The following is a 14,817-nucleotide window of genomic DNA, read 5'->3' on the forward strand; positions in this document are numbered from 1 at the left end:
CAATGCCGACGAATTCGAGCGGGTTCCGGGCTGCAGGTCGAGTACTGGGTACAGGCCTGTCGCGGGCTTTCAGGATAAAAAAATAAATTTTCACCGAACCGATTCAGCTTAACGTTATCTGTTTAAAGTTCGTTGAGTTTGGACGAGGGCGTGCCCGAACCACCATTTCGACATTTTCCAGGGCGCAGGACGCGGCCGGATTGATTCACGACAGGTTGACCCATGCATCGCAGGAATCTACTCAAGGCCTCCATGGCTCTGGCCGCCTATACCGGGCTGTCGGCCACGGGCCTCATGAACGCGCGTGCCTTTGCTGCCACTGCCAACGGTGACAGCGAGCATTTCGATTTCGACTGGCTGCAGGCACAGGCCAAGCAATTGGCCGGCAGCGCCTATGTCAACGGCAAGGAGGTGCTGCCACTGACCTTGGCCAACATGACGCCGCAGCAGTTCAACGCCATCAAGTACGACGCCAACCACTCATTGTGGAAAGACCTCAACGGCCAGTTGGACATCCAGTTCTTCCACGTCGGTGCGGGCTTCAAGCAGCCGGTGCGCATGTTCAGCGTCGATGAGGCCACCCAGCAGGCCCGCGAAGTGCACTTCCGGCCATCGCTGTTCCGCTATGCCAACAGTGGCGTGGACACCCAGCAGCTCAAGGGCGACCTGGGCTTTGCCGGGTTCCGGCTGTTCAAGCAACCGGAAATCGACCACCACGACATTCTGTCCTTCCTCGGCGCCAGCTATTTCCGCGCCGTGGACGGCACCGGCCAGTACGGTCTCTCAGCCCGTGGCCTGGCTATCGACACCTATGCCCACAAGCAGGAAGAGTTCCCGGACTTCACCAAGTTCTGGTTCGAGAGCCCGACCAAGGATGGCACCCGCTTTGTCGTCTACGCCTTGCTGGACTCCCCAAGCGCCACGGGCGCTTACAAGTTCGACATCGATTGCCAGCATGACCGCGTGGTGATGGAAGTCACGGCCCACATCAATGCCCGGGCCGATATCGAGCAACTGGGCATCTCGACCATGACCAGCATGTACAGCTGCGGCACGGACGAGCGGCACATGTGCGACACCATCCACCCGCAAATCCACGACTCGGATCGTCTGGCCATGTGGCGCGGCAACGGTGAGTGGATCTGCCGTCCGCTGAACAATCCGCCCAAGCTGCAATTCAATGCCTACGCCGACACCAACCCCAAGGGTTTTGGCCTGGTTCAGACCGACCACAAGTTTTCCACCTATGAAGACACCGTGGACTGGTACAACCAGCGGCCAAGCCTCTGGGTCGAACCGACCACGCCATGGGGCGAGGGCTCGATCAACCTGATGGAGCTGTCGACCACCGGCGAGACCCTGGACAATATCGTCGCCTTCTGGACCCCGAAGAAGCCAGTCAAGGCCGGTGACTCCCTGGCGTTCGGCTACAAACTTTACTGGAGCGACCTGCCACCGGTACGCACGCCGCTGGCCCAGGTGCTGGCGACCCGTTCGGGCATGGGCGGCTTTCTCGAAGGCTGGGCACCGGGCGAACACTACCCGGACGTCTGGGCGCGACGCTTTGCCGTGGACTTCGTCGACGGTGGTCTGGAGCACTTGCCGGCGGACGCGAAGATCGATCCGATCATCAGCGTGACGGCGGGCAAGGTGAAGGACATCAACGTGTTGCAAATCCCTGATGTCAAAGGCTACCGCATCACCTTCGACTGGTACCCGGACAGCGACAGCACGGACCCGGTGAACATGCGCCTGTTCATCAAGAGCAGCGACCGGACCCTGAGCGAGACCTGGTTGTACCAGTACTTCCCGCCGGCGCCGGACAAGCGCAAGTACACCTGACAGGACGGCGTTGAGCCATTCCCGAGCAAGCTCGGTCCTACGGGGAGTTACTGTAGGACCGAGCTTGCTCGGGAACGACCTGTGATCCGACGAACAACCTTGCAACTCCCCGCCCCGGCCCGCATTAATCGGCCATGAACCTACCCCCCCGCACTGACCCGCTCTGGCTTGGTTTCCACCCCGCCGTGCGCATCTGGTTTGAACGCAGCTTCCCCGCCGTGACGCCCGCCCAGGCACAGGCGTGGCCGTTGATCCAGGCCGGGCGTTCGACCCTGATCGCAGCGCCCACCGGCTCGGGCAAGACCCTGACCGCCTTCCTCGCCGTGCTCGACGAATTGGTGCGTGAAGGGCTGGCCAACGGCGGCGTGCTGCCCGAGCAGACCCAAGTGGTGTACGTCTCGCCGCTCAAGGCACTGTCCAACGACATTCAGCTCAACCTGCAAAGCCCGTTGGCGGGCATCACCGATCAGTTGAGCGCCATGGGCCTGCCGGCGGTGCCCATCCGCACCGCCGTGCGCACCGGCGACACGCCGCAGAAAGACCGCACGGCCATGCGCAAACGCGCGCCGCACATCCTCGTCACCACCCCCGAATCCCTTTATGTGCTGCTGGGTTCAGAGTCGGGGCGCAAGATGCTGGGCTCGACACGCACGGTCATCGTCGATGAAATCCACGCCATTGCTGCCAGCAAGCGCGGCAGTCACCTGGCCTTGAGCCTGGAGCGTCTGCAAGCGTTGTGCGGTCAGCCGTTGCGGCGTATCGGCCTGTCGGCCACGCAAAAGCCCATCGAGCGAGTCTCGCACTTTCTTGTGGGTCACAACCGCGACTGCGCGATTGTCGACATCGGCCACGCACGGCCACGGGACTTAGGCATCGAAGTGCCGCCGGTGCCCTTGGGCGCGGTGATGGCCAACGACGTCTGGGAGCGGGTGTATGACCGGCTGGCAGAGCTGGCCCGCGAGCACCGCACCACCTTGATCTTCGTCAACACCCGGCGCCTGGCCGAGCGCATGACCCGCCACCTCAGCGATCGACTGGGTCGCGAAGCGGTGGCCGCGCACCATGGCAGCCTGGCCAAGGAACAGCGGTTGCTGGCCGAGCAGCGCCTCAAACGCGGTGAGTTACAGGCGCTGGTGGCCACCGCCTCGCTAGAGCTGGGGATTGACATCGGCGACGTCAATCTGGTCTGCCAGATTGCCTCGCCGCGCAGCATCTCGGCGTTCCTGCAACGGGTCGGTCGCTCTGGCCACCAGGTCGGCGGAACGCCCAAGGGGCGCTTGTTCGCCACCTCCCGCGATGACTTGATCGAGTGCGTGGCGCTGCTCGACTGCGTGCGCCGAGGCGAGTTGGACATCCTTCATGTACCGGTGGCGCCACTGGATGTGCTGGCTCAGCAGATCATCGCCGAAGTCAGCTGCCAGGAATGGCAGGAGCGGGACCTGCTGGCCCTGTTCCGTCAGGCCATGCCCTATGCGGCGCTGGATGAACCGCATTATCAGGCGCTGTTGCGCATGCTTGCCGAAGGCTACAGCGGCCGCCAGGGCGTACGCAGCGCCTATCTGCACCGCGATGCCGTCAGCGGCGCGCTGCGCGGGCGCCGGGGCAGCCAGCTGACGGCAGTCACCAGCGGCGGCACCATCCCCGACAACGCCGACTATGGCGTCATTCTCGAACCCCAGGGGCTGAACATCGGCAGCGTCAACGAAGACTTTGCCGTCGAGAGCCTGGCCGGCGATGTCTTTCAACTGGGCAATACCTCGTACCGAATCCTGCGTATCGAAACCGGCCGGGTGCGGGTCGAAGACGCCCAAGGTATGCCACCCAACATCCCCTTCTGGCTCGGCGAGGCGCCGGGGCGCAGCGATGAGTTATCCGTGGCCGTGGCGCGGTTGCAAGCCGAGATCGACCAGTGTCTGACCGTGAGCGATGGCGACACGGCCCCTTTGCGGCAATGGCTCATGGCAGATCTGGGCCTGGGCGCCGACAGCGCCGAGCAACTGCTCGACTACCTGAGCCGCACGCGCCAGGTGCTGGGTGCGTTGCCTTCCCATGACACTTTGATCATGGAGCGCTTCTTCGACGAATCGGGGGGCACCCAGCTGATCATCCACACGCCCTTCGGCAGCCGAGTCAACCGCGCCTGGGGTCTGGCGTTGCGCAAGCGCTTTTGCCGCACCTTCAATTTCGAGTTGCAAGCAGCGGCCAGCGAGGACGCCATCGTGCTCTCGCTGTCGACCACCCACAGCTTCGAACTCGATGAAGTCTGGCGTTACCTGCACACCAACAGCGCCGAACAGATCCTCGTCCAGGCCGTGCTGGAAGCACCGCTGTTCGGCGTGCGCTGGCGCTGGAACGCCAACACCGCGCTGGCCTTGCCGCGCTATACCGGCGGGCGCAAGGTGGCGCCGCAGTTGCAGCGCATGAAAAGCGAAGACTTGATCGCCACGGTCTTTCCCGACCAGATCGCCTGCCTGGAGAACCTGGTGGGCGAACGGGAAATTCCCGACCACCCGCTGGTCGAGCAGACCCTGGACGACTGCCTGCACGAAGCCATGGACAGCGAAGCCTGGCTGGCGCTGCTCAGGCGCATGGAGCGCGGTGAGGTGCGCCTGATCGCCCGTGACCTGCCCGCACCGTCGCCCTTGGCAGCGGCCATTCTCAACGCAAGGCCTTATGCGTTTCTCGACGACGCGCCCCTGGAGGAGCGGCGCACGCAAGCGGTGCTGAACCGCCGCTGGAGCGAGCCGCAATCGGCTGATGACCTTGGCGCGCTGGATACCGAGGCCATTGCTTCGGTGGCTGATCAGGCGTGGCCGGCACCGAACAACCGTGACGAGATGCACGAGGCCTTGATGCAACTGGCGGTGATCGAGCAGGCCGAAGTCGACGCGCATTGGCAAGCCTGGCTGCAGGGTCTGGCTGACGCCGGGCGGGCGACCGTTTTGAGAAGTGGTGAATGCACCTTGTGGTTGGCCGTCGAGCGCTTGAACTGCGTGCGCGCGCTTTATCCCCAGGCAAGCATCGACCCGCCACTGCAACCGCTACCCGGCTTCGATCAAGTATGGGAACAGGATGCCGCGCGCGTGGAAGTGCTGCGTTCGCGCCTGAGCGGCTTCGGCCCGCTGCGTCTGGGGGAAATCTGCGCGCCGTTGGATTGGCCACCTCTTGAGGCCGAACAGGCTTTGGCGACGCTGGAGCGCGAGGGCTACGTGCTGCGCGGCCGGTTCCACCCCAATGTGCGGGACACCCAATGGTGCGAGCGTCATCTGCTGGCACGCATTCACCGCTACACGGTCAAGCGTCTGCGGCGCGAGATCGAGCCGGTCAGCCTGCAGGACTTCATGCGTTTTTTGCTGGACTGGCAACACCTGTCCAGCGCCACACGCCTGCAAGGCCAGGTCGCACTGGCCGAGGTCCTCGCCCAGTTCGAAGGCTATACGGCGCCCGCTGCGGCATGGGAAAGTGAACTGCTGGGTCCCCGACTCCAGGCATATTCGGCCAGCTGGCTAGATGACGCCTGCCGCAGCGGCAAGACCGTCTGGACCCGATTGGCGCCGTCCGCCAAGGGCGTCACTGCCACCTTGCGCAGCACCCCCATCGTCTTGCTGCCACGCCAGCGCATGAACCTGTGGCGTGGCCTGAGCGAGCCGTTCGACCCACAGCAACTGACGCCCCGCGCGCAAAAGGTCCACGCCGCGCTGGCGGAACAGGGTGCGTTGTTCTTCGACGAACTGACCGGCGAGGCCCGCCTGCTGCCCAGCGAACTGGAAACTGCACTCCAGGAGTTGGTCGCCGCCGGCTTGGTCAACGCCGACAGCTTCGCCGGTCTGCGCGCCTTGATCACCCCGCCGAGCAAACGCCAGAGCCGCAGCCCTCGGCGTGGACGCGGCGCCTTTATCGGCGGTATGGACGACGCCGGGCGCTGGGCGTTGCTGCGTCGCCCGTCTAATGACAACAACGCCCGCGAAGACATCCTCGAACACATCGCCATGACCCTGCTGCGCCGCTATGGCGTGGTGTTCTGGCGCCTGCTGGAGCGCGAAGCTGACTGGCTGCCGAGCTGGCGCGAACTGTTGCGCACCTTTCATCGCCTTGAAGCGCGCGGCGATGTGCGTGGCGGGCGGTTTGTCGGGGGGCTGGCGGGCGAACAGTTTGCCCTGCCCGAGGCGGTTGCGCTGTTGCGAGAGGTGCGCAAGCGGCCCTTGGACGGCAGTCTGGTGGCGATCAGCGCCAGTGATCCGTTGAACCTGGTGGGCACCTTGCTGCCGGGGAGCAAGGTGCCTGCGTTGGCCAGTAATCGCGTGGTGTATCGCGATGGAGTGGCGGTAGCGGCGATGATGGCCGGCAAGCCGGTTTATTGGGTGGATGAGGAGGCGAGTCTGCGGGACAAGTTGATCCGGCATCCATGACCTATTGAGTCAGCTAACCCCGGTCCCGCCGCTTCCCAGTCGTAACGATGTGCTTGGCTACATTCGAAGATGCGCCGTGTTGTTTCGGTATAAAGCACGAAATTCGGCAGTCTCGTCCATCGTAAGCAAACGGCCGCCACCCCGGTTGAAGTTTCTGTAGCCAAAGTCGCTGTTCCAAGGATCACGACTTCTGAGTCGACTGAGGTCCAGTTCCCGCTGACGCGCCGCCGATGGATCGGGGACGCCATGTCGCGCCCGGAAGTCGACTCCTGCGTCCAGAAAATCCACATCCATGTGTCGAGGATTCGGACTTGCCGGGCCAGTCGCATCAACCCAGGCCTCTAAGCGCGCCACCGACTCCATCTTCGATTGAACGGGTAGATCATGGAGGGATAGACCTTTACCGACTTGAGAGGGAGTAAGGCTCATTGGCTTGATACTGGCCATGTCCTCCGTAACCTGAAGCAGCGAAACACCATCTCCAAGCCATGTATCCGTAATCCGTTGTGCCGCAGATTGAGTGGAACCTTGACTCACTCTGCGCACCGCCTGGCTCGCCTCCAGTCGGAATTCGCCACCCGAATTCAGCCCCTTGCCCACGAACTTGTTCCACTTGGCGGCGGCCTGCTTCGCCATCTGCGGTCCCGCCATCGCGATGCTGGCCACGCCCAGGCCGAGCCCGACCCAGCCCAGCACACTGGCAGCCTTTTCCTCCCCGGCGATTTGCAAGCCTATCGCGGTCGCATCCACAGCCACGGCCGTTACTGCCACCACGGCCGTGGTCACCTTGGAGATAAAACCGGCGGTCATTGCCACGGCGACGCCTGACAGCGCCCCTGCCGAGACCACGGCAGCTACCACGCCCAAGACCAGCCCGATACCGGCGAGCGCCCAACTCCACCAGGCATGACCCGACGGATCGACCCGATTGACCGGGTCTCCCCCGCAATACGCATAACCATTGAGCCCCCCTTCGTCAAAGGGACTCAGGCTGTCGGCACTGTGAAAGCGCATCAAGACAGGGTTGTAGATCCGGTAGTCGCCGAGAAAATACCAGCCGATCTCCGGCTCGCGCAGGGCACCGGTGTAGCCCAGACGGCTGAGCGCTTCACCGGAGCTATGGCCGTAAGCGCCATAAACAAGCGAATTCAGCGTGTCACCGGCTTCGCTGTTGATCGAACCTTGAGCGTCCGTACCCAGCAGGCAGACTCTGCGGATGCTGGCCGCTAGACGACTCTGCGCCACCGGGACATTGCCAGCCCGTACCCAGCGTGTCTGCTGCTCGGCGTTCAGCTCACACGTCAGCTGCCCGTCGAGATGGTAACGCCAGTGGCTGCCGCGTTCGTCCTCGGTCTTGATGATGGCGCCCGACGGGCCGTAATACCAGCGCCGCTCGCCACTGGCCAGGGCGACCCGCTCGAACCGCCCCATCGAATCGTAATGGAGGGCATTGCCGCGCTCGTCGCGTTTGAGGTTGCCCATCGCGTCATAGTCGAGCATGACGGCGGCGGGATAATCGCCGCGGCTGTGGGAGAGTTTGATCAGTCGGGCAGGATTGGACAGATCATATTCAAACAGGCTGATGTTGCTTTCACCGCCCTCGGCCAACACCGTTTCCAGCCGCCGAATGTTGTCCAGCGCGTCATACTCGAAGCGTTGTTCAATGTAATGACGGCCGTAGGCATCTTCAGGCAACGCGGAGCCTTGCACCCGGTGTCTACTCAATCTTCCGCGTACATCGTACTCATAGGTTTCGTCGCGAATCACCTGGAGGTCGCGGCTGAGCACTTGGCGGGACAACTTGCCGTTGGCGTGCCATTGACAGGTCTGCTCTTCGCTGTGCTGTTGGCCAGCGACCTTGCTCAGCGTCTCGCGCCGCGAGGGGCGCCCAAAAGCATCATAGTGAAACGTCACCGTCATCTGACGGCTACTGTCCAGGGATCGGCTGTCTTGGCTTTTTACGCGGGAGAGGTCATCGTAAGTCAGTGCGATCCTTACATCCGTGTCTTGCTGAGTACTCAGGCGGCCAAGCGCGTCGTAGGTATACACCTGCTCGACCCCATCGGCGTCCGTCCGCCGTGTCACGCGGCCCGCCGGCGTCAGGGTTTGATGTTGGGTGCGTGGGCTGTCTCCGTCCCAGGCGTAGTCGGCTTGTTTGAGGGTTTTGGCAGCCGACCAGATCTGTTCCTTGCGGCCGTGGGTGCCACGGGTCTCCCTGAGCAATCCAGTGATGGGGTCAAACCGGTTGGTGATCGAAACGCCTGGGGCGTGCATGGACGCCAGGGCATCGCTCAGCTCAGGTATCCACTCGCTCTTCACCTCTGTGCCATTGGGCAAAGTGTGGGTGTGCGCCTGCATCTCGCCGGCGTGGTAGGCCCAGGTCGACGTCAGGGAACCAACCTTTTCCCATACCAGACGAGACAGATCGTCATAGCGGCGCTCGCCGAGGACCACCTCCTGTGGGCCCAGCGAGGGATGAGCCAGGGTGACGTGCGTGGCAAGACCGGTTTCCTGAGCCTGGGGATAGGTGCGGCCCACCCGCGCGCCATCCGGCAACGTGCTGGCGATCAAACGGTCGTAGGCATCCCACTGCTGATGGGTTTCCTGGTTCAGCGCATCGACGTGCAGGATGCAGCGGCCCAGACCGTCATAGGTCCAGCTCGAACTGCTGTGCAGTGTGCCCTGTGGGGAGAACAGTTCCTCCTGCAGCGGTTGCCCGTCCAGGCCTTGAGTGGTCACCGTGCGCGGCCCCTGCATGCCTTGGGCGTAGGTCTGCCAGGCCGTTACGGTCAGGGCGACGGGATCGACAAGGGTATGCTGGGTCACGCCATCTGGGGTGGTCTGGCTCAGGACATTGCCCCAGTCGTCATGGGTACGTACGACGGTGAGGCTCAGCGGGGCGGCGTCTTCGTTACCCGGGTCATACTCGGTCACGCTCGCCAGTTGGCCCAGCACATCGTATTCACCGGTCCAGGCGGTATAGACCTGACCGTCGTCGTCTTGCTTTTCACGACGCACTTCGCGACCCAGACAATCCAGCCAAACCGTCTCGGTGCGGCCGGTCGCACCGGTCCGAGACCGGCGGCTTTGCGCAGCAGACACCGCATGTGTCCAGCTGACACGCGCTTCATAGGGGGTATTCGGGCACGCCACTTCCTCGACCACACGCCCCAGCACATCATGTTCGTAGGCAATGTCAACCTGGTTGTCGCTGTGGCGGGTCACTATCAGGCCAGAGTAAAGATCCTGCGCCGAGTCAGTGACCGAACGAGAGCCCCCGCGTCCCTGTACGGTCACGGTTTCCTTCAGCACCTGATGGGCGACGTTGCGGGCACTGGCTGTTTGCGCAACTTCGTACGTGTACAGACGCCGGATCAGCGCGGTAGCCGGATCGTCGTCTTCCTGCCCCGCGAACAGGTGCTCCTCTGACAGACGGCCGTGATGAGGGGACAGGGGGTCATCGATGAACGTCTGAGCCGTGCGCGTCAGCAGCCTGGCGCTTTGATCATTCCCGAGCACATAGAGACTTTCTTCGCTGCACTGGATAAATGTGGGCAGTACGAATTCTGGCGCCCCCTGGCGTACCGATACCGCTGTATAGCGGTAACGGGTCTGTTTGACCGGCCCTTGGGTCCCCGCGGGGGGCGTGACCGTCAGGGCTTTCAAGCGGGTGATACGGCCAAGTGGATCGGCTGGGCAATTCTGCGGGTCCCCCTCCACCGGGAAGTACTCGCGCTCCTCGACCACGCCCAGCTCATCGGAGCTCCAGACGACGTTGCCTCGGTCGTCGTAGCGCGTGGCCTCCTGGCTCACGCGCTGCCTGAGCCCTGCCAAGGTGTTCAGGTCTGTAAGCGCTGTCAGCGCCACATCGGCCGGAAGATGGGCCTTGAGTCTGGTGACCGTACGGGGAAATTGGAAATATGGCACCTGCTCTGCCACCGGCCGCGCCGGGTTGTCGTAATAGTCGGTCGTGGTTTCCTGCAGCGCGAGGCCTTTGACGGTGCGCTCGCGGGTCAGCAAATGAAAGCGGTTGAACGCACGTGACACCGTACTGAGTGTTTTCCCTGCCCCATCCATCAAGGTTTCAATGGAGCCGTAGAGAAAATCCGCCGCGCCGGTCAAGTTGAACAAGCTGTCTTCCTGATTGCGCCATTGACGTACAGCGGGCCAGCCATACACGTTGTTGACGCCGTGCAGTTCATAGTCATAACGAAGGCGTTGCCAGGCGGTCCCGTCGCTCATGCTCTTGACCGAGTTGCGAACCACCGGCATGCGCGCAAAGGGAGCGCCTGCCGGCATGATCAATCCCGCTGCTTCGTCATAGGTCACGGTTTCGGCACTGCCAGTGGGCTGAGTGCACTTTGTCAGCAACAGCAAGCCTGACGGTGCGCCCACCTGATACTCAAAACGCCAGCCATCTTCCGTCAGCCCTTCGACCGTCACCCTGCGCAGCCAGCCGCCAGTACGATAGAAGAACACCTGCGCCGCCGCCGTGGTCCCGGGCTGAAAGGACACTTGGGTTGGCTGGATTTTCCCCGGATCGTAGGTGAATTGCAGCACGCTGCGGCCGCTGTCGTCCTTGATGCCTTGCAGCATTGCGGCATTGCCCAGAGCGCGCCACTCGAACTGCAAGGCACTGCCGTCGGCGCCCACCAACGCGGTCACCACCCACAACCGAGTGAGCCCTGCCAGAGGTGCCAAACGCTCGCAACTGCCGTCATCGTGGCGCACCCACATCTCCTGACGCTTGACTGTCACATCGACCGCCGGCAGCCGCGCATCGGCAAAGCGCATCGTTTCAGCGACGATCTCTCCCTTGAAGCGTTCGCCGGAGGACAATTGCAGGTGCCGGGTAGAGCTGTCCCAGGAGGTCATGCCGCCCAGACTCCAGCCTTGGCCGAAGCCATGATCGTCCGGCATCAGTGGGCTGTATGAGACCCGCAACTGAATCGACGGCCCACGCAGATCATTGGCAGCACCTGCAGGCAGCGAGACGGATGCCGAGTACAGACCGGTGCGTGGATCAACGCCCGCCTGGATACTGCTCATGAAGTTGAACGCGCCTGATTGCACGTCGCCGGCGGCCAGAAGGCCGGGGGAAGTTGCAGCAGGGTCGCTGGCGTCATCTTGTGTCATACAAATGTCCTTGACCCGATCTGGCCGGGATCAAATCCAGTGCATGACGATCATCAGTCCGCAGCCGCAGCGCAGGTAATGAGGGACGAGTCGCATGAGCACACGCACGGATGTCATGGGAATGAAGCGCCGCTGACGCTACAAAACACCCAATACCCTGGCGGTGCAATGAACCATAATTTTTATCCTGCGGTGCTTGAAAAGTCTTTACGTTCCGACGGTCTGCAAACAGCACTGCTTATATTTCCTGCTGCTCCCGCACGGGCACGGATCGTTACGTCCCGCCTTGACCGGCAATCGCCCCGGCGCTGGCTCCTCGTCCTCGGCAAGACGCTGTTCGGTCCAGTAATCGTGGAGCGCCAAGGCCGCGTAGCGGATCATCTGGGCGGGATCCTGCGCAGCCAGCGGGCTGTCGCTGTCGTCCTCATCCAAGGTTTTCATGGCGATCAGAGCATGCATGAGCCCTTGCTCTTCAGGCAGCTCATGCCATCCACCGTCAAGGGCCACACCTCGTTCGTAGCCATGACACCAGGCGACCACGTCCAGGGTTTCGTCGTCTTCGGCCAGATTGAAGATGGGCGAGTACTCATCCGGATGATCGGTCAGCATCATTGCGATCTGGTTCATGTGCTGGACCAGCAGATCGAAAAAACACTGAAAATCCTGCTCGCTGCTCCACTTGGGCAGCCACCCGCTGCCGCCCCAGAAGGCCGGGTACCAGCTGTCGAACGGGATGATGCGGGGGCATGACATCACCGCCGCAAAAAAGCCGTCCATCTCCGAAACGCCCGTGATAGAAGCACCGGTGCTACGGTTTTCGAGCTGGTCCTGGATAAACACGAAGTCGTCGTGGTTGAGCGGTTTGTTGCTGATGGTGTAGGCCATGGGAGGTGATCGATGCGCTGAAAACCTGAATTTTCGCACAGATCCGGTTCCCTGCAACGGACGCGGGAGTCTTTGAGACATTATGTAATACCCCCGTTTTGCATTTGGTTACCAAACAGGCGACCCTCCCCGCCGCAACGCGCCCCCCTGTTTGAATTTGCGAAGAGAGCCTATTGCCATGACCCAGGACCGAGATCACCGGATCGACTTCTTTCGCGGTCTGGCACTGATATTCATTTTCTGGGACCACATCCCGCAAAATCCCTGGGCCAACCTGACGCTGCGCAACGTCGGGTTCAGCGACGCCGCCGAACTCTTTGTCTTTCTGGCCGGGTACGCGGCGGTCATGGCCTACGGCAAGATAGCCCGACGCGACGGCTGGCTGGTGGCAAGCGTGCACATCCTGCGCCGCGCCTGGGTCTTGTACGTTGTGCATATCTTTCTGCTGGCAGTGCTGATGGGCATTATTTTCGTTGCCAATAGCCACGTTGAGACTCGCGACATGGTCCAGGCCATGAACCTTGGCTATTTTCTCGGCAACCCACAGCAGGCCCTGGTGGATGAACTGCTGCTGCGGTTCAAGCCCAATCTGATGGACCCGTTGCCACTGTACATCGTCCTGTTGGCAGGGTTGCCGCTGATCTTGCCATTGCTGCTGCGCCGCCCCGCCTGGGTGGTGGCGACCTCGCTGCTGCTGTACGGCTTGGTGCAATGGCAAGGCTGGAACATTCCCGCTCATGATAACGGCCTGTGGTACTTCAATCCGTTGGCGTGGCAAGTGCTGTTCGTGATCGGCGGCGCAGCAGCGCTGCGGCCGGACGCATTGCGCAGCCAGGCGCTGTTCGTGGCAGCGGCGGGCTTTCTGGTGATCAGCGCGGTGGTCGCCCTGAGCTGGAAATGGCCGACGATGCACGACGCTCTCATGCCTCAGGCTGTTGGCGAGTGGCTTTACCCCATCGATAAAACCAACCTGGCACCGGTACGGCTGCTGCACTTCCTCGCTCTGGCTTATTGCAGCGCCCGACTGGTCAGCCAAGGCGGCTGGCTGCAGCACTGGCTGAGCCGTCAGATCACCACAATGGGCCGACACTCACTGGAGATTTTCTGTCTGGGCGTGGTGCTGGCGCCGCTGGCGGACATGGCCAATGCACTGGCCAATGACAGCTTCGCCAGTCAATGCACGACCGCGCTGGTGGGTGTGGCGTTGATGACGGCCCTGAGCCAATGGCTGGCGTTGAGCAAACGCTTGCGCCAGCCGGTCACGGCCGCTGCGAATCAGGCATTGCCTGCCAATTTCAGACGCGCGGCCTGAGTGAAATCCAGCATGCGTTTGAGCGGCCGGATCGCCTGCGGAACGAGGGCCGGGTCGACGAAAATTTCTCCGCTGCCGGCGCGCAGGCACTCAAGGGTACGTTGCAGCGTGTTCATCCCCATCCATGGGCAATGAGCGCAGCTGCGGCAGGCTGCGCCGTTGCCGGCGGTGGGCGCCTCGATGAAAACCTTGTCCGGACATAGCTGCTGCATTTTGTAGAAAATGCCGCGATCAGTGGCCACGATGAAGGTGTGATGAGGCAGTTTCTGCGTCGCTGCAATCAACTGGCTGGTGGAACCCACCGCATCCGCCAAAGCGATGACCGACTCTGGCGACTCCGGGTGCACGAGGATCGCGGCACCTGGATACAAGGCCTTCATGTCTTCGAGCTGACGGGACTTGAACTCTTCGTGAACGATGCAGGCACCGTCCCACAGCAACATGTCGGCACCGGTGTTGTTCTTGATGTAGTTGCCCAGATGCTTGTCTGGCGCCCAGAGGATCTTTTCGCCGTTGTCCATCAGGCTTTCGACAATCTCCAGCGCGCAACTGGAGGTCACCACCCAGTCTGCCCGCGCCTTCACTGCCGCCGAGGTGTTGGCGTATACCACCACCGTGCGTTCGGGGTGCTGATCGCAGAACGCCATGAACTCATCCACCGGGCAGCCCAGATCCAGAGAGCAGGTGGCTTCGAGGGTCGGCATCAACACGCGCTTTTCCGGGTTGAGAATCTTGGCCGTTTCGCCCATGAACTTCACGCCGGCCACCACCACGGTCTGCGCCACATGCTGATTGCCAAAACGGGCCATCTCCAAGGAGTCCGACACGCAGCCGCCGGTTTCCTCTGCCAGCGCCTGGATCACTGGGTCGCAGTAATAGTGAGCAACCAGTACGGCATCTTGAGCTTTGAGCTCGGCGGCGATGGCGGAGCGGTAAAAACCCTCTTCCTCGGCGCTGAGTGCCTGGGGCTGCTTGGCATCCAGGTGAGCCTGGACAAGGAGACGTTCGGAGATTTGCGTCATGGTAGCGAGGGCCTGCGAGGGCGGGGTCGGAATTTTTGTGAGGCGATTGTAGCACTAAGCGCACAAGTCGCCGACCTGCGGACACTAAAAAAATAGCTTTCAAACTTAATAAAAACAGGCATTTTCATTCATTGAAAAATCAGCGCATTCGGTATGTTCTAGATGACAGGTCGACGGGCTCGGTCTTGAATAAAATTCCGCGCCCCGAGCG

Annotated in this window: 6 protein-coding genes; 3 read left to right on the forward strand and 3 right to left on the reverse strand. The window is 62.2% G+C overall.

The annotated features are described in order from the left end of the window. The first annotated feature begins 222 nt into the window (after nucleotides 1-222). The gene (locus HB675_RS06905; RefSeq protein ID WP_213877009.1) at nucleotides 223-1,842 is read left to right on the forward strand and encodes a glucan biosynthesis protein D; all 1,620 of its coding nucleotides are present in this window, start codon (nucleotides 223-225) and stop codon (nucleotides 1,840-1,842) included. A 134-nt stretch (nucleotides 1,843-1,976) separates the two neighbouring features. Then, nucleotides 1,977-6,251, forward strand: a complete 4,275-nt coding sequence (locus HB675_RS06910; RefSeq protein ID WP_213877011.1) for a DEAD/DEAH box helicase — start codon at nucleotides 1,977-1,979, stop codon at nucleotides 6,249-6,251. A 57-nt stretch (nucleotides 6,252-6,308) separates the two neighbouring features. Here the strand turns inward: HB675_RS06910 and HB675_RS06915 are convergent, their stop codons facing one another. Both HB675_RS06915 and HB675_RS06920 read right to left on the reverse strand, forming a co-directional pair. After that, nucleotides 6,309-11,126, reverse strand: coding sequence for an RHS repeat-associated core domain-containing protein (locus HB675_RS06915; RefSeq protein ID WP_213877013.1), 4,818 nt, complete (start codon nucleotides 11,124-11,126; stop codon nucleotides 6,309-6,311). 468 nt (nucleotides 11,127-11,594) lie between these two features. Continuing rightward, nucleotides 11,595-12,272 (reverse strand): UPF0149 family protein, encoded by a 678-nt coding sequence (locus tag HB675_RS06920; protein ID WP_213877015.1) that lies wholly within the window; start codon nucleotides 12,270-12,272, stop codon nucleotides 11,595-11,597. A gap of 178 nt (nucleotides 12,273-12,450) precedes the next feature. Between HB675_RS06920 and HB675_RS06925 the strand changes: the two genes are divergently transcribed. Further along, nucleotides 12,451-13,584 carry an OpgC domain-containing protein gene (locus HB675_RS06925; RefSeq protein ID WP_213877018.1) on the forward strand — a complete coding sequence of 378 codons (1,134 nt, stop codon included), beginning with the start codon at nucleotides 12,451-12,453 and terminating at the stop codon, nucleotides 13,582-13,584. On the opposite strand, the gene nadA is transcribed toward HB675_RS06925, so the two are convergent. Then, complete coding sequence (nadA, locus tag HB675_RS06930) at nucleotides 13,548-14,606, reverse strand: quinolinate synthase NadA (RefSeq protein WP_213877020.1); 1,059 nt, start codon at nucleotides 14,604-14,606, stop codon at nucleotides 13,548-13,550. The two genes, HB675_RS06925 and nadA, sit on opposite strands and share 37 nt — an antisense overlap. Nucleotides 14,607-14,817: the final 211 nt, after the last annotated feature.

This window comes from Pseudomonas sp. dw_358, assembly GCF_018449655.1.
In the GTDB taxonomy this organism is placed as follows: domain Bacteria; phylum Pseudomonadota; class Gammaproteobacteria; order Pseudomonadales; family Pseudomonadaceae; genus Aquipseudomonas.

Bases quoted from the DNA above. Each gene is read 5' to 3' on its own strand.
- HB675_RS06905 (WP_213877009.1), top strand. From the start codon at position 223: ATGCATCGCAGGAATCTACTCAAGGCCTCCATGGCTCTGGCCGCCTAT.
- HB675_RS06910 (WP_213877011.1), top strand. From the start codon at position 1,977: ATGAACCTACCCCCCCGCACTGACCCGCTCTGGCTTGGTTTCCACCCC.
- HB675_RS06915 (WP_213877013.1), bottom strand. From the start codon at position 11,126: ATGACCTCCTGGGACAGCTCTACCCGGCACCTGCAATTGTCCTCCGGC.
- HB675_RS06920 (WP_213877015.1), bottom strand. From the start codon at position 12,272: ATGGCCTACACCATCAGCAACAAACCGCTCAACCACGACGACTTCGTG.
- HB675_RS06925 (WP_213877018.1), top strand. From the start codon at position 12,451: ATGACCCAGGACCGAGATCACCGGATCGACTTCTTTCGCGGTCTGGCA.
- nadA (WP_213877020.1), bottom strand. From the start codon at position 14,606: ATGACGCAAATCTCCGAACGTCTCCTTGTCCAGGCTCACCTGGATGCC.